Raw genomic sequence first — 17,004 nt, forward strand, 5'->3', positions numbered from 1 at the left:
TGTCACGGGCAATCTGCCTTGTTGTCTGCAAGTCGCGGATGCATGCCAACCAAGCCGCTGGGTGACGACGTTTACATCGCCGATCGGGATGCAATCTGTGTCCGGATGGAGCAGGGCATCTGTAGCGACAAGAACGCAACAGCGCATTTGGCCGCACGGATGACGCAGCGAATAGCGCGCGCCAACTGCATCGAAGGTGCTTGATCCTCGCTGGCAATCGGCATCAGCCGCGCATGGCACAACGCAGCCGTAGAATCGACGCATCCCCCTCTCACGTCTGCCGCAGTCGCCTTACCGCGATGAAGTGTTTACCGACTGCTGCAGACCCGATCCAGGCAGCATCACCGCGCACGCGCTAGGCTGTCGTGCTTCTTCTTCCGCATCCGTCGGTCTCATGTCCCAACTTGCCACTGCCAGCATCGACGCGCTCAGCGAGGGCGGGGCGCTTGCGCGTCAGCTCGATGCGTTTGCGCCGCGCGATGCGCAGTTGCGCCTGACCGGCGCCATCGCCGAGGCATTCGAACAGCGCGACGTGCTGCTGGCCGAGGCCGGCACCGGCACCGGCAAGACCTATGCGTATCTGGTGCCGGCATTGCTGTCCGGGCTCAAGACCATCGTCTCGACCGGCACCCGTGCGCTGCAGGATCAGCTATTCCATCGCGATCTGCCGCGCGTGCGCGCCGCGTTGGGCATCGGGTTGCGCAGTGCGCTGTTGAAAGGCCGCGCCAATTACCTGTGCAAATACCGCACCCAGCAGGCGCGTGGCGAGCCGCGCTTTGCCACGCCCGAGCAAGTGTCGCAATTCCAGCGCATCGTGGCCTGGAGCGGACGCACCCAGTACGGCGACATGGCCGAGATGGAAGCCTTGCCGGACGATTCGCCGCTGCTGCCGATGGTGACCTCCACCGTCGACAACTGCCTCGGCACCGAGTGCCCGTTCTACAGCGAGTGCTTCGTGGTGCAGGCGCGCCAGCGTGCGCAGGCCGCCGATCTGGTGGTGGTCAATCACCATCTGCTGCTGGCCGATCTGGCGCTCAAGCAGGAAGGCTTCGGCGAGATCCTGCCGGGCGCGCAGGCCTTTGTCATCGACGAAGCGCACCAGCTGCCGGAGCTGGCGGCCAATTTCTTCGGCGAAAGTTTCGGCATGCGGCCGTGGCAGGAGCTGGCGCGCGATTGCATGGTCGAAGCGCGTCTGGTCGCCGGTGCGCAGGCCAGTCTGCAAGAGCCGATCCTCGCCCTGGACGAGGCCTTGCGCGGCCTGCGCGCCGGCATGGAAGGCCTGCCGCCGCGCGGTACGCAATGGCGTGCACTGGCCAAACCGCAGGTGCGCGAAGGGTTCGATGCGGTGCTGTCGGCATTGGCGCGTTTGGGCGAATCGCTGCTGCCGTTGCGCGAGGCCTCACCGGGATTCGATGGCTGCACCGCACGTGCGCAGGAAGCGCTGAACCGCTTGTCGCGCTGGCTGGGCGAAGACGTGCCGGTGGCGGATTTTGCCCAGGATCTGCCGGAACAGGCCGTCGACAACGATGTGCTCTGGTATGAGCTCAGTCCGCGTGGATTCCGCTGCCAGCGCACGCCGCTGGACGTGTCCGGGCCGCTGCGCGAGCACCGCGAAAAATCGCAGGCAGCCTGGGTGTTCACCTCGGCCACCCTGGCGGTGGGCGGCGAGTTCGACCACATCGCGCTGCGATTGGGCTTGAGCGACCCGGTGACCTTGCTGCAGCCCAGTCCCTTCGACTGGGAACGTCAGGCGTTGTGCTACCTGCCACCGAATCTGCCCGATCCGGCCGCGCGCGGTTTCGGTACCGCCTTGATCGCCGCGTTGACCCCGGTGCTGGACGCCTCCAACGGCCGCGCGTTCTTGTTGTTCGCCTCGCACCGCGCGCTGCGCGAAGCGGCCGAAGCATTGCGTGGTGCGCCGTGGCCGTTGTTCGTACAGGGCGAAGCGCCGCGCGCCACGCTGCTGCAGCGCTTTCGCGATTCCGGCAACGGCGTGCTGCTGGGGTCGGCCAGTTTCCGCGAGGGCGTAGACGTGGTCGGCGATGCATTGAGCGTGGTGGTGATCGACAAACTGCCGTTTGCCGCGCCCGACGACCCCGTGTTCGAAGCGCGCCTGGATGCGATTCGCCGCGAGGGCGGCAACCCGTTTCGCGACGAGCAATTGCCGCAGGCGGTCATCGCGCTCAAGCAGGGTGTTGGGCGGCTGATTCGCAGTGAGACCGACCGCGGTGTGCTGGTGCTGTGCGACCCGCGATTGGTGAACAAGAGCTACGGACGCACTTTCATGAAGTCGCTGCCTCCGTTTGCACGCACGCGCGAGATTGCCGATGTGCGGGCGTTTTTTGGCGTCTCCGCGCCGCTGGGCGACAATGGCGTGCCGACGTTGCCGTTCGGCGACGGCTGATCTTTCTCCTTACTTCCTGCTGCGGTCCTGCCATGAACGTTCTCGCATTCGAAACCTCTACCGAAGCCTGTTCCGTCGCGCTGTCCGTAGACGGGCGCGTCATCGAGCGTTTCGAACTGGCGCCACGTCGCCATGCGGAACTGGCGTTGCCGTGGGCCGAGCAGTTGCTGGCCGAAGCCGGCATCACGCGGCGTCAGCTCGATGCGATTGTGGTCAGTCGTGGGCCTGGTGCGTTTACCGGCGTGCGCCTGGGCATCGGCATCGCGCAGGGCATTGCATTGGGTCTGGATCGACCGGTGCTTGCGGTCTCCACGCTGCAGGTACTGGCGCTGCGTGCGCCTGCCGATGCCACGCATGTGCTGGCCTGCATCGATGCGCGCATGGGCGAGGTGTATGCCGGCGTCTTCGCGCGTCATGGCAATGGGTTTTTGGAGCTGGCGCCGGAAGTGGTTTGCACGCCCGATACGCTGGTCGTGCCCGAAACACTGCACCGCTTCGCCGGAGTGGGCACCGGGTTCGCTGCCGCCGATGGTCTGCTGCAGCGGCGTTTCGCAACGCAGTTGAGCAGCGTCGATGCCAGCGCCTTGCCGCACGCCGCCGACCTGCTCACGCTGGCGGTACCGGCGTTGCAGCGCGGCGAAGGCGTGGCGCCGGAACGCGTGGAACCGGCCTATCTGCGCGATAACGTCGCACTGACGCTGGTCGAGCAACAGGCCGCACGTGCAGCGAAGGCAGCCGCAGCGTCAGCCGCGCCATGACACGCGGCGATCTCGAGCGCGCGCGGTTTCGCGGCTGTCTGCTGGGTCTGGCGGTCGGCGATGCGCTTGGCACCACGCTGGAATTTTGCGCGCCCGGCAGCTTTACCCCGATCGACGACATGCGCGGCGGTGGCCCGTTCGCGCTGCGTGCCGGGCAATGGACCGATGACACCTCGATGGCCCTATGCCTGGCGCACAGCCTGCTGTATCGGCAAGGATTCGATGCCGCCGATCAGATGAATCGCTACTGCAACTGGTACCAGCACGGTTACCTCAGCAGCACCGGCACCTGTTTCGATATTGGCGGCACCGTGCGGCAGGCGCTGGAGCGGTATCTGGATGGCGGCCCGGCCTTCAGCGGCAGCGAGGATCCGCGCACGGCCGGTAACGGCGCGTTGATGCGGCTGGCGCCGGTGCCGATGTATTACGCGCATCGCCCCGACGAATTGGGCGCGCGTGCCGCCGACAGCTCGCGCACCACGCATGCCGCCGCCGAAGCGCTGGATGCCTGCCGATTGTTCGCGTTGCAGCTGCGTGCTGCGCTGCTCGGTGGCGATCGTAAGACAGTGCTGCAGACGCAGTGCGACACCCTGGTGACGCCGGCAGTGCGCGCATTGGCCGCGCGCGACCACGCGTCCGTGCCCGCGGCGCAGATCCGTGGCACCGGCTATGTGGTCGATTCGCTGTCGGCCGCGCTCTGGTGCTTCGCCACCACCGAGACGTTCGCCGATGCGGTGCTACGCGCAGCCAATCTGGGCGACGATGCCGACACCACCGCTGCGATCTGCGGCCAGCTGGCCGGCGCGTTCTACGGCGTCGACGGCATTCCGGCGGCCTGGCGCGAGCGGGTACAGGATGCTGCCGAGATTGTGGCATTGGCCGACCAGTTGCATGCCGCGGCGCAGGTGGCCTGACTTACGCGGGCGACCCCTTGGCTGAACACGCTTGCGGCCGCAGCCGGCTGCGATCGTTGTCAATGCTCCGCTCCATCAACGCGGGCAAGGCGAGCGCGCCGGCCTGCAGGTCGCACCCGCCTGGAGATACGCTGCACCAGCCCAAGGGTAAAATCCGCGTCTTGCCCGAACCGCAACACCTCGCATGGCCCGCGCAGATCGGTCGCGCCCCACCGCACTTTCAGCGGTCGTCGTGCAGCTCGCCGCCGGGCAGGAACAACCAGGTGCGCGTGACTTCCAGAATGTCCACGTCGTCCTTGGTCCTGGGCAGGGGTGGGAAGGGTTGGGCCAGCTGCACCACGCGCAGCGCGGCATCGTCCAGCGCCGGCACGCCGCTGGAGATCAGGACGCGGCTGCTTTCCACGCTGCCGTCGCGGCGTACGCCCACGCTGATGACCACCTTGCCGCCCAGTCGGCGCCGACGCGCCTCGTCCGGATAATTCAGATTGCCCACGCGCTCGGCGCGATCCACCCAGGCGCGTAGATAATTGGCGTAAGCGTATTCGCGGGTGCTGGCTGACACGAACTTGCGGTTCGGGCGCTTGGCGTATTGCTCCGAGCGCAGATGCACTTCCGCCGCAAGTCGGGCCATTTCCGCATCGCGCTGCACGCGTTGCGCATCGGCCGGGGTGAGCGGGTCGGTCTGCGGATTGGGTTGTGGCGTCGGCACCGTCTGCTCGCCGCGACGGCTGCTCACCACGCGGGTCTGGGTCGGCTCCGGGGCCTGCACGCTGGTCGCGCGCTGCGCCTGTGGGGCAAGCCCGGTGCGGTCCTGCGGCACCACGCCAGGCTGGCTGTCGCGCGGGCGCTGGGCGGTGTCGTGGTTGCCGCCGCCCTGCTGGTTGGCCTGGGCCAGGAAGTCGGCCTGCTTGGGCGTCAACGGCGTGCTGGTCTGGCTGAAGATCACATCCAGCGTCGGTACCAGTGGCGCGTCTTCGCTGATCGTAAAACCCACGCCCAGGATCAGCGCGGCGTGCAGCAACAGCGAGATCACCAGCATCGCACTCAGGCGCTGGCGCTCATCCATCGCAGCAGGCTGCGCCGCGGCCGTGCTCATTGCGCGGCGCCGGCCTCGATCGCGTCGAACAGCAGCCCGGCGATGTTCAGGCCGAACTGCGCGTCCAACTCGCGCACGCAGGTGGGGCTGGTGACGTTGACCTCGGTCAGGTAATCGCCGATCACGTCCAGGCCGACAAAGCGCATGCCGCGTCGACGCATTTCCGGGCCGACCTGCGCGGCGATCCAGCGGTCGCGCTCGGACAACGGCCGGCCTTCGCCACGCCCACCGGCGGCCAGATTGCCGCGGAATTCATCGCCCTGCGGAATCCGCGCCAGGCAGTAGTCCACCGGCTCGCCATCCACCAGCAGGATGCGCTTGTCGCCGGCGGTGATGTCGGGGATGAAACGCTGCGCCAGGGTCAGCTTGCGGTTGCCGTCGGTCAGCGTCTCCAGGATCACATTGAGATTGGGGTCGCCGGTGCCGCTGCGGAAGATCGAACGCCCGCCCATGCCGTCCAGCGGCTTGAGCACCGCCTGTCCATGCTCCAGCACGAAGGCTTTCAGCGCCGCCGCATCGCGGCTGACCAGGGTCGGCGGGCAGCACTGCGGAAACAGCAGCGCCGCCAGCTTCTCGTTGTAGTCGCGCAGGCCCTGCGGGTCGTTGACGATCTGCGCGCCGGCGCGCTGCGCTACGCTCAACACCTGGGTGTCGTAGACGAACTCGGCATCCACCGGCGGATCCTTGCGCATCAGCACCACCTGGCCGGGGCCGAATGCCAGTTCGGCGAACTCGCCCAGGGTGAACCAGCCGGCCTTGTCGTCACGCACGCTCAGTGGCGCGACCTGCGCCACCGCGCGGCCCTCGCGCAGGCTGAGCCCGCCCGGGCGCACATAATGCAGGCGATGACCACGGCGCTGGGCTTCCAGCAGCATGGCGAAGGTGGTGTCTTTGGCGATCTTGATGGAGGCGATGGGATCCATCACCACAACGACGTCGAGCAACATGGGGCTAAACCTTTCGAACAAGCTGCCGATGGTAACTTCAAGCGGTGGGCGATGGCGTGTCTGGCGGGTCGCAAATGCGCGACTTGCCGGTCCGGACGCACCCAGACGCGGTCGGAACGTCCGCCTGGCGGGGGCCCGGCAATGCGCCCTTGACAGTCAATGCGGGTCTTGGGATATACATGCAGTTTCGTAGCGACGTCGGAAGGGATGAAGCGTTGCGCGTCCGGGGATATTTGCATGAGTGAAAACATTGCTGCGGGTGGGGAACTCGCAGGACTGAAGGTGATGGTGATCGATGATTCGAAGACCATTCGCCGCACCGCCGAAACGCTGCTGAAGCGGGAAGGTTGTGAAGTAGTGACAGCGACGGATGGTTTCGAGGCACTGGCCAAAATTGCGGACCAGCAACCTCAGATCATTTTCGTCGACATCATGATGCCGCGCCTGGATGGGTACCAGACGTGTGCGTTGATCAAGGGCAACCAGCTCTTCAAATCGACGCCGGTGATCATGTTGTCTTCCAAGGATGGCCTGTTCGACAAGGCACGCGGCCGCATCGTCGGCTCCGAGCAATATCTGACCAAGCCATTCACCCGTGAAGAACTACTGAGCGCGATCCGCACGTACGTCCACGCCTGACCAGGGGGAAAGGCAACATGGCTCGAATTATATTGATCGAGGACTCGCCCACCGATCGGGCAGTCTTCAGTCAATGGCTGGAAAAAGCTGGCCATACGGTTGTCGCCACCGACAACGCCGAAGCGGGACTTGAGCTGATTCGCAGCCAGGCGCCCGATTTGGTGTTGATGGATGTGGTGCTGCCCGGCATGAGCGGCTTCCAGGCAACGCGTGCACTTGCACGCGACCAGGCCACCAAGGACATCCCCGTGCTGCTGGTCAGCACCAAGGGCATGGAAACCGACAAGGCCTGGGGTTTGCGACAAGGTGCCAGCGACTACATCGTCAAGCCGCCGCGCGAAGACGATCTGATCGCACGCATCAAACAACTGGTGCGTTGATGCGTTCTCCATTCGATATTCTTGAAGACTACGAGCGTCGTAGTCTTGCGCATGCCACGCCGCTGCCGGAACGCCAGTTCTCGGTCGATATCTGGCGTGGTGTCGGCTACCGGGTCGGTACCCGGCGACTGGTGTCGGATTTCCGCGAAGTGGCGGAAATCGTGCCGATGCCGCCGGTGACGCCGGTGCCCGGCGGGCAGCCCTGGTTGCTGGGCGTGGGCAACCTGCGCGGCAATCTGTTTCCGGTGATCGATCTGAAGCAGTTCCTGGAGGGCCGTCGCACGGTGCTGCAGGAAGGCCAGCGTGTGCTGATCATGCGTCAGAGCGGCGGCGACGTCGCGCTGACCATCGATGAGCTGTACGGGCAACGCAGCTTCGAACAGTCACAGGCGGTCGAGCCCGGCGAGTTGGCCCAGGGCCGCTACGCGCACTTTATCGACCGTGCCTTCCGCAACGAGACGCAGGACTGGGGTGTGTTCTCCCTGGCGTTGCTGTCGCGCACTCCTGAATTCCGGCAGGCCGCGGCCTAAGCCGCGACCCCGCCACGTCATACAGATCGAGGTCGAACCATGAGTACCGCCCCGGACGCCCGCAAGACCAACAAGCTCGGCAGCGTCAGCACCAGCTTCTGGCTTGGCTTGCTGGTGTTGTCGATGATCGTGTTTGGCGCCAATACCGGCGTCGCGACCTGGCAAGGCAGTCGTCTTGCCGGTGCCGGCACCGGCGCGGCCGACTTGCAGGTGCTCTCGCAGCAGCTGGCAAACCAGGGCCGCGAAGCGGTGTCCGGCGATGCCAAGGCGTTTGCGGCCTTCAAGGAAACCAAGGGCCGCATCGACAGCACGGTGAGCGAACTGGATGGCCGTTACGGCCAGGAAGGCTCGGTGGCCAGTTCGATGGCGCAGCTCAAGGCGACCTGGGTGCCGCTCAGCAAGAACGCCGACCAGGTCATCGCCAGCGAACCGGCGGTGCTCGGTCTGGCCGGCAACGCCGAACGCTTTTCCGGCAACGTGCCGCAGCTGCAGGCGCAGTTGAATGAAGTGGTGCGCGCGATGACGGTCAGCGGCGCACCCGCATCGCAGATCTACAACACGCTGCAGCAGGTCGTGGTTGCCGGCACCATGGCGCGTCGGGTGACCGAAATGCGCGCCGGTGGCGCCAATGCCGCCGCCTCGGGCGACGCGCTGGCACGCGACTCGGTGGTGTTCACGCAGATGCTGGAAGGCCTGCGCGCAGGTAACGAAGAAATGGGCATCGCCGCGGTGCGCAACCCGGCCGCGTTGTCGGCGCTGGAGCAGTCGCAGGCGCAGTGGACGACGATGAAGAAGGACATCGACGCCATCCTCGCCAGCTCGCGCAACCTGTTCGCCGCGCAGTCGTCGGCCGCCGCGCTGACCGCCGGTTCGAGCAAGATGCTGGACGACAGCAAGAAACTATTCGATGCGTTTTCCGCCTTCGGTTCGGTGCGCGATACGCGCCTGTTTCCGAACTTCTGGCTGGGTGTGGTCTCGGGCCTGATCGCGTTGCTGGCCATCGTCGGTTTCGTGTGGAGCTCGGTGCGCGTACGGACCCGCGAGCAGGACGTGCGCTACCAGGCACAGGTGGAATTCAACAGCCGCAACCAGCAGGCGATTATGCGGTTGCTGGACGAAATCAGCTCGCTCGGTGAAGGCGATCTGACCGTCAAGGCCTCGGTGACCGAAGACATGACCGGCGCCATCGCAGACGCCATCAACTACGCCGTGGACGAACTGCGTCACCTGGTGACCACCATCAACGACACCTCGGCCAAGGTGGCTGTGTCGACCCAGGAAACCCAGGCCACTGCGATGCAGCTGGCCGAAGCCGCCGGCCAGCAGGCCAACCAGATCACCACCGCGTCCGAGCGCATCAGCGAAATCGCTGCCAGCATCGAACAGGTGTCGCGCAACTCCACCGAGTCGGCCGAAGTGGCGCAGCGCTCGGTGGTCATCGCCGCCGAAGGTGCTGGCGTGGTGCGCGAAACGATTCAGGGCATGGACCAGATTCGCGACCAGATCCAGGAAACCTCCAAGCGCATCAAGCGCCTGGGCGAATCGACCCAGGAAATCGGCTCGATCGTGGAACTGATCAACGACATTTCCGAACAGACCAACATCCTGGCGCTCAACGCCGCGGTGCAGGCGGCCTCGGCAGGCGAGGCCGGTCGCGGTTTCGCCGTGGTGGCCGACGAAGTGCAACGCCTGGCCGAACGCACCTCCGGTGCGACGCGCCGGATCGAAGGCCTGGTGCAGACCATTCAGGCCGATACCAACGAGGCGGTCAGCTCGATGGAGCAGACCACCTCCGAAGTGGTGTCCGGTGCACGCCTGGCCGAAGACGCCGGTACCGCGCTGACCGAAATCGAGCGCGTGTCCAACGCACTGAACAACCTCATCAAGAACATCTCCATCGCCGCACACCAGCAGTCGGCGGCGGCGACCGATATCACACAGACCATGGGCGTGATCCGTCAGATCACCAGCCAGACATCGCAGGGTGCGGAACAGACGGCCGACTCGATCGGCAACCTGGCTCAGCTCGCTGCCGATCTGCGCCGTTCGGTCGCCGACTTCAAACTGCCGGCGTGACCACGACGCGGAACGGGAAAGGATCAGCAGATGGCGCGTAGTCGCATTACGTCGATGCAGGAAGTGACCGGTGACCGCGCAAGCGGTGAGCCGGCCGTTGTCAGGGGGCTGCAATGAGTGCGCTTCGCGATGCGATGAGCCACGCCGCACTGGGCTGGGTCAAGCCGGAGCTGGACGAAACGTTGCGCCAGGCGCGCAACGAGATCGAATACTTCGCCGAAGAACCGTCCGATACCAGTCGGATGCGGCTGTGCGCCGGTTACCTGCACCAGGTGCAGGGCACCTTGCGCATGGTCGAGCTGTACGCGCCGGCGATGGTGGCCGAGGAGCTCGAGCTGCTCGCCCAGGCCGTGCAGGCCGGCGAAGTGGCCGACCGCGACGAAGCCTGCGCCATGCTGATGCGTGGCACCGTGCTGCTGCCCGATTATCTGGAGCGTCTGCAGAACGGTCACCGCGATATTCCCATCGTGCTGCTGCCGCTGCTCAATGAAATCCGCGCCACCCGTGGCCAGCCGGGTCTCAACGAGAGCGTGCTGTTCGCATTCGACCCGCAGGCCGGTGTTGCCACCGAAGCCGAGCTGGATCACGCGCGCGGCAGCCTGTCTGGCCGCAACCGCGAACTGCTCGACACTGTCGGCAGTGCGGTCAAGGAAGAATTGCTGCGCGTGAAAGACGCGCTGGACCTGCACCTGCGCACCGGCGGCGACATCGCCGAGTTGCAGACCCAGGTCAAGGACCTCGGCAGCGTTGCCGACACCCTGGGCATGATGGGTCTGGGCGTGGCACGCAACGTCGTCGTGCAACAGCGCGATGCGCTGGCGCGCGTGGTCGATGGCCAAGTGCAGATGGACGAAGGCGTGCTGCTGGATATCGCCGGCGCGCTGTTGTACGTGGATGCGTCGCTGGACGATCAGGTCGCCAGTCTTGGTGCCGACATCGGCGACGGCAATGAGGCCGGCAACAGCGCCACCTCGGCGGAAGTGCGCCGCACCGTGGATGTGCTGGCGCAGGAAGCGATCGCCAATTTCGGTGCGGCGCGCGAGCATTTCGTCGCCTTCATCGAAACCAATTGGGATCACGCGCGTCTGACCGATGTGCCGCATTTGCTCGGCGAAGTCGGTGGTGCCTTGCGCATCCTCGAACTGCCGCAGGCCGCCGATTATCTGGAAGGTGTGCGTCGCTACGTCGATCTGGAGTTGATCGGTAAGCAGCGCGTGCCCAGCGGCCGCCAGCTGGATACGCTGGCCGACGCGATGGCCAGCCTGGAGTACTACCTGGAAGCCCTGCGCGAGCGCCGTCCCGGCCGCGAAGAGATTCTGGACATCACCCGCAACAGCCTGGAAACGCTGCGGTATTGGCCGCTGCCGTCGGGCCAGCCGTCCGAATTGCCGGTCGGTGCCGACCAGCCGGGCAACGTCGCCGAGTCGCAGCCGGTCGCTGCGTCGCTTACCCAGCACGCCGGCACGCCGGAAGCGGCGGCCAACGATGCGGCGCCTGTCGCGTCGCTGGAATGGGCCAACGAAACCGTGGTCGAAACGCCGTTCGCGGCCAGCGTGGTGCACGACACCGGCGCTGCGGCCACCGATACGGTGTTCTCGTTCGACCCGGTGGCCGCGGAAGAAACCCTCTCCGGGCAGGCGCACGTGCCGTTTACGGTTGCGCCGCTGGATCTGTCCGACGACGGTGCGCACGCGCCGGGTGATTGGCAGCTGCAAACTACCGAGCAGGCCACACCGATCGCCACGTCCGCGTTCGACCCGGTGTCGGCCGAGCAGGACAGCCACGCGCCGAGCGAGGCCGCACAGGTCAGCTACACCGTGGATCTGAGCGCGCTGGAACAGGAGCAGGCCGTTGCGCCTGCGGTGGTCGAGACGACGCCGCTGCACATCGAGCAGATCGATCTGCCGGGCGATGCGGACCAGGTCGACGCGCCGCTGGACTTCATTGCAGAGAACGAAGCGCGCCGCGCGCAGATCAGCATCGACGATGCGTTCTCGCCGCCGCCGGCTCCGCCGCAGGAACTGGACGATCCGTTCGTCGAGTCCGCGCCGGATGACGCACAGGATGCGCCGACCGACGCCACTGCCGAGCAGACCGCTGCGCGTGTGCAGCAGGCGACCGTCAGCGAGTTCGAACTGGACGATGCATCGTCTGCCTTCCTGGCGCAGCTCGACGCGGCCGCCGCGCAATTCGACGTGGAGCGTCCGCAGGATGCATCGGCACGCAGCGACGCAGCGTCCGACGCCACGCCGGTGCAGGCTGCGAGCGAACCGGCTCCGGCCGTTGCTGCCGATGCCGATGCCGATGCCGATGCCGGCATTTTCGGCGGCTTTGGCGACAGCGATATCGACGACGATATCCGCGATGTCTTCCTCGAAGAATTCGACGAAGAGCTGGTCAACCTTGGGCAATTGCTGCCGGTCTGGCGCGCTGCGCCGAATAGCCCGGAACATCTGCGCCCGATCCGCCGCGTCTTCCACACCTTGAAGGGTAGTGGGCGTCTGGTGGGTGCCAATGTGCTCGGCGAGTTCAGTTGGAAGGTTGAAAGCATGCTCAACCGCGTGCTCGACAACTCGCGCCCGGCCAGCCCGGCGGTCGTGGCGATGGTCGAGCTGGCCTACGAGGTGCTGCCGCAATTCAATGCAGCGCTGCGCGACCAGGGCCGCATCAGTGCCGATCTGCCGGAAATCCAGGCAATCGCCGAGCGGGTTGCCGCTGGTGAAGAGATCTATTACGTGCCAGCCCCGGTCACGCCGTTGGCTGCCGAGACTGCTGCGATTCCTGCGATTCCTGCGGTTGCCGGTGCGTTTGTCGCCAGCGGCGGGACCCCCGCATCGGTGGACAGCGTGCTGCGCGAGATCCTCGAAGCCGAAGTCGCCACCCATCTGGAAACGGTCAACGCCTGGTTGCAGGCCACCCAGGCCGAGCCGCAACTGGCAACCGAAGAATTGTTGCGCGCCGTGCACACCATGAGTGGCGCGTTCGCGATGACCGATGTGCCGGAAATCACCTTGGTGACCTCGCCGGCCGAAAGTTATGTCAAGCGTCTGCTGGGGGCGTCGCAAACGCCATCGCAGGACGGGGTCGATGCGATCACGGCCATGGCCGCAGCGATCGCCACCACGGTCACCGCATTGCGCGCCGATGCGCCGTTGATTCCATCGTTTGCGCCCCTGACCGAGCGCTTGCGCGCGTTGGTGGATACGCTGCCTGAAGCGCAGTGGCCGCCGCAGGCGTTCCTGGACGAGCTGGACGATCTCGACGCTGCCAGCGATGAAGTTGCCGCCAGCGAAGCGGTCGAACTCACCGGCGTGGAAGATCTGTCGCAGTATCTGGACTCCAGCGCACTGCCGGCCGATACCGCCGCACCGACGCATCCGTCCGACCAGCCGCAAGACGCCGACGCACACGCCGAGGCACCGATTGCGATGGACGAGCTGGCCGAGGCCGAGGCAAACGAATCGCTGCAAGCACCTGCAGCGACCGACGCACACGTCGCAGCGCTGGAGCAGGACACCGCAGATGCCGCGTCCGATGCCGCGTCCAGCGATGGCGCCGCAGCGGTAACGCACACAGAGCAGTCCGAACAGCTGCATGGCGATGCCGCGCAGCACGACGAAGCGGCCTTGCAGGCCGCCGAGACGCACGACACCTCCGATGAGCCGGCGGTCGAAGCCGACGCCTGGGATGCCACCGAACTGCAGCACGCCGAGGCAGCGGAAAAGGCGTTGCAGCCTGCAGACCATGCCGAAGCTGCAGCGACCGAAGCGGACGTCGCTTCCGATGCAACGCCTTCTGCTGCGTCCGACGTGGCAGAACACGGCACGCACGCAGACGATGCCGTTGCGGTAGACGAGCTGGCCGAGGCAGAAGCCACTCTGGGCGAATCGCAGACGCTAGCGCCAGCGGCCGATACCGACACGGTTGCAGACGAAGCGACTGTCGAAACCATCGACGCATTGGAAGCAGTGCACGCCGATGCGCCGGTCGCCGACGAAGCGCCTGCGGCAATCGCCGAGGACTGGACCCCGGAAACCGCGGCGCTGGATAGCGTCTCGACCGATCAGGAGGGTCAGTCCGCCGATCAGGGCCACCTCGACCACGTTGCTGCGTCGTCCGAGCATGACGCCGGTGCGCAGGATCAGCACGCCGAGCACGTCGCAGACCAGGCCGCAGAGCACGCCGAGTCGCTGCAGGCGTACGACGCCGATGCACAGGTCAGCGAACAGGAACAGCACGCCGCGCAAACGGACGAGCACGCAGGGTCGCAAGACCATGCGGGCGCCGAGCAGCTTGCGCATTCCGAAGCGCTGACGGCGTACGACGCACCGTCGCAGTCGGACGCGCAGGGCGAATCGAGCGAGCAGCTGGATGCGATCGAACAGGCGCAGCCGGACCAGCTGTCGCACGACGATGCATTGACAGCCGAGACTGCCGACGAAGCCGCGCAGGCGGACGTCGAGCATTTGGACGCAGCGCACGCAGAGGCCGAGCACGCCGACGCGCAGCAGGCCGAAACGGCGCACGCCGATGAGGCAGTGTCGGAGCAGACCATTGAGTCGGTGCAGGCGTTCGAAATGGCGCATGCGGCCGATCAGGTCGAGGAGTCGGGTGATCCGCAGTCCGAGATTGCGCCCGAGTTGCATGACCAGATCGCGCATGACCAGATCGCGACGGCCGACGCCGATGCGCAGCATGACGACGCGACCGCAACGCGCGATCAGCTCGAACACCCGGAGCATGCAGAACACGTCGACGCCGACGAGCCTGCAGGCCAGAGCGCACCCGACACCGAGCACGCAGACGCCGAGCACGGAGCCGCCGAGCATGAAACCACCGCAGCCGCGGCCTTCAGTGCACCGGTGGAAGACGCCGCGCCGGTCGAGACGGCCACCAACGAGGTGGGCGCCGCGTTCGATATCGGCCCGCTCAACTTCGACCGGCTCGATGGCGAGCTGATCGACATCTTTGTCGAAGAAGGCCGCGACCTGCTGGACCATTGCGATGGTCTGATCGCCCGCATGCGCGAAGTGCCGGAAGACCGCGAGGTCCTCAACGGACTGCAGCGCGATCTGCACACGCTCAAGGGCGGCGCGCGCATGGCCGGCATCAACGCCATCGGCGACCTCGGTCATGCGATCGAATCGCTGCTCGAAGCGGTGGCGGCCAACCGTACCGACATCGATCGCGACGACGTGCGTCTGTTCGAACGTGGCTTCGACCGGTTGCATCAGTTGTTGACCCGCACCGGCATGCACCGCGCGGTGTCGATGCCGACCGACCTGGTGGAAGCATTCGAAACCCGCACCCGTGGCCGCGATGCCGCCCCGCCCAGCGACGCCGATGTCCGCGCGATCGCCAAGGCGTCGGTGGAGCAGGCACCGTTGTCGGCGCCGATCCCGGTCGAAGGCCAGGTCGAAGAAGAGCTGATGCCGCGTGCACAGCAGGAACAGGTGCGCGTGCGTGCCGACCTGCTGGACCGCCTGGTCAACCACGCCGGCGAAGTGGCGATCTATCGGTCGCGCCTGGAACAGCAGTTGGGTGCATTCCGTGGCGCCATGGGCGAACTGGATCGCACCAACGCCCGTCTGCGCGACCAGTTGCGGCGCCTGGATCTGGAAACCGAAGCGCAGATCGTGGCGCGTTATCAGCGCGAACAGGACCAGGGCGATCGCACTTTCGATCCGCTGGAACTGGACCGCTTCTCCACCTTGCAGCAGCTCAGCCGCGCGCTGAACGAATCGGCGGCCGACTTGGGCGGTCTGCAAGGTGTACTGGAAGACCTCTCGCGTCAGTACGACGGCTTGCTGCAACAGCAGTCGCGCGTCAGCTCCGAGCTGCAGGACGGCCTGATGCGTGCGCGCATGGTGCCGTTCGATGGCCTGGTGCCGCGTCTGCGCCGTGTGGTGCGCCAGGCGGCCAGCGAGACCGGCAAGCAAGTGCATCTGCTGCTGGAAGGCACCCAGGGCGAACTGGACCGTAACGTGCTCGACCGCATGGTCGCGCCGTTGGAACACATGCTGCGCAACTCGGTTGCGCACGGGCTGGAAACGCCGGAACAGCGGCGCGACGCAGGCAAGCCGGAAGAAGGCAATATCGCGATCCGGCTGCGCCGCGAAGGCTCGGAAATCGTGCTGGAAGTGGCCGACGACGGCGCCGGGCTGGACCGCGAGGCGATCCGTCGCCGTGGCGAGCAGCGCGGCCTGATCGAACCGGGCCAGGAGCTCAGCGAGGCCGAACTCGATGGTCTGATCTTCGCCTCCGGTTTCAGCACCTCCGAACAGGTCAGTCAGTTGTCCGGCCGTGGTGTGGGCATGGACGTGGTGCGCAACGAAGTGCGTCAGCTCGGCGGCTCGGTGGACATCCACTCGGTACGTGGGCAGGGAGTCACCTTTACGCTGCGCCTGCCGCAGACGTTGGCGGTCACCCAGGCGGTGTTCGTGCGCATCGGCGAGACGACGTTCGCGGTGCCGGTGGGCTCGGTCAGCGGTATCGGCCGCATCTCGCGCATCCGTTACGAGTCGGGTGAGGGCGGTTACCACTACGCCGGCGAGGAGTATGTGCTGCACGATCTGGGCTCGCTGGTCGGCCAGCCCGTTGCACGTGCCGATGGTCAGGCGCAGGTGCCGTTGCTGCTGGTGCGTGCGGGTGATCTGCGCGCGGCAGTGGCGATCGATCAGGTGCTGGGCAACCGCGAAATCGTGGTCAAGCCGGTGGGCCTGCAGATCGCGTCGGTGCCGGGTATCTACGGCGCCACCATCACCGGCGATGGCCGCGTGGTAGTGATCCTGGACGTGGCGCCGCTGGTACGTCGTTACCTCAGCCAGCCGGCGCGTCCGACGCTGGAAACCCCGGCCGAGGCGCAGCGCCAGGTGCCGTTGGTGATGGTGGTCGACGACTCGCTGACCATGCGCAAGGTCACCAGCCGCGTGCTGGAACGCCACAACCTGGATGTCACCACCGCCCGCGACGGCGTCGAGGCACTGGAGCTGCTCGAAGAGCGCGTTCCCGACCTGATGCTGCTGGATATCGAAATGCCGCGCATGGACGGCTACGAGCTGGCCACCGCGATGCGTGCCGACCCACGCTTCAAGGCGGTGCCGATCGTGATGATCACCTCGCGCAGTGGCGAGAAGCATCGCCAGCGCGCCTTCGAGATCGGCGTGCAGCGCTACCTGGGCAAGCCTTACCAAGAGTTGGATCTGATGCGCAACGTGTATGACCTGCTGGGGATCGCTCGTGTCCGAGACTAATGGCGCA

10 protein-coding genes are annotated in these 17,004 nt (G+C 66.2%); 8 read left to right on the top strand and 2 right to left on the bottom strand.

Translation table 11 applies throughout. The features are described 5' to 3' along the window. Positions 1-394: 394 nt before the first annotated feature. The 3 genes from yoaA to ABQZ00_RS04035 are packed head-to-tail and all read left to right on the top strand — an operon-like array spanning position 395 to position 4,076. Positions 395-2,404, top strand: coding sequence for a DNA repair helicase YoaA (yoaA, locus tag ABQZ00_RS04025; RefSeq protein WP_323537524.1), 2,010 nt, complete (start codon positions 395-397; stop codon positions 2,402-2,404). Positions 2,405-2,436: 32 nt separating this feature from the next. After that, positions 2,437-3,162: a tRNA (adenosine(37)-N6)-threonylcarbamoyltransferase complex dimerization subunit type 1 TsaB gene (gene tsaB / locus ABQZ00_RS04030; protein ID WP_323537523.1), complete on the top strand. Its 726-nt coding sequence runs from the start codon at positions 2,437-2,439 to the stop codon at positions 3,160-3,162. Beyond that, a complete protein-coding gene (locus ABQZ00_RS04035; RefSeq protein WP_323537522.1) occupies positions 3,159-4,076 on the top strand; it encodes an ADP-ribosylglycohydrolase family protein in 918 nt (305 codons plus the stop codon). Before tsaB ends, ABQZ00_RS04035 begins: the two co-directional genes overlap by 4 nt. A gap of 220 nt (positions 4,077-4,296) precedes the next feature. Here the strand turns inward: ABQZ00_RS04035 and ABQZ00_RS04040 are convergent, their stop codons facing one another. Next, positions 4,297-5,172, bottom strand: coding sequence for an energy transducer TonB family protein (locus ABQZ00_RS04040; protein ID WP_323537521.1), 876 nt, complete (start codon positions 5,170-5,172; stop codon positions 4,297-4,299). After that, entirely contained in the window at positions 5,169-6,119 is a 951-nt protein-coding gene (gene gshB / locus ABQZ00_RS04045; RefSeq protein WP_323537520.1) for a glutathione synthase, read from the bottom strand. The genes ABQZ00_RS04040 and gshB overlap by 4 nt, the downstream gene beginning before the upstream one ends. 237 nt (positions 6,120-6,356) lie before the next feature. Here gshB and pilG point away from each other — a divergent pair, with 237 nt between their 5' ends. The 5 genes from pilG to ABQZ00_RS04070 all read left to right on the top strand — a co-directional run bounded on the left by pilG (position 6,357) and on the right by ABQZ00_RS04070 (position 16,997). Continuing rightward, on the top strand, positions 6,357-6,758 hold the full coding sequence (gene pilG, locus ABQZ00_RS04050; protein ID WP_005913706.1) for a twitching motility response regulator PilG: 402 nt from the start codon (positions 6,357-6,359) through the stop codon (positions 6,756-6,758). 17 nt (positions 6,759-6,775) lie between these two features. Continuing rightward, complete coding sequence (locus tag ABQZ00_RS04055; RefSeq protein ID WP_006450735.1) at positions 6,776-7,138, top strand: response regulator; 363 nt, start codon at positions 6,776-6,778, stop codon at positions 7,136-7,138. Continuing rightward, positions 7,138-7,668, top strand: coding sequence for a chemotaxis protein CheW (locus tag ABQZ00_RS04060; protein WP_046962985.1), 531 nt, complete (start codon positions 7,138-7,140; stop codon positions 7,666-7,668). Before ABQZ00_RS04055 ends, ABQZ00_RS04060 begins: the two co-directional genes overlap by 1 nt. A gap of 39 nt (positions 7,669-7,707) precedes the next feature. Beyond that, entirely contained in the window at positions 7,708-9,744 is a 2,037-nt protein-coding gene (locus tag ABQZ00_RS04065; protein WP_055849207.1) for a methyl-accepting chemotaxis protein, read from the top strand. Between the two features lie 113 nt (positions 9,745-9,857). Continuing rightward, positions 9,858-16,997 (top strand): Hpt domain-containing protein, encoded by a 7,140-nt coding sequence (locus ABQZ00_RS04070; RefSeq protein WP_323537519.1) that lies wholly within the window; start codon positions 9,858-9,860, stop codon positions 16,995-16,997. Positions 16,998-17,004 lie beyond the last annotated feature (7 nt).

Source organism: Xanthomonas sp. WHRI 10204, from assembly GCF_040202875.1.
Classification (GTDB): Bacteria; Pseudomonadota; Gammaproteobacteria; order Xanthomonadales; family Xanthomonadaceae; genus Xanthomonas.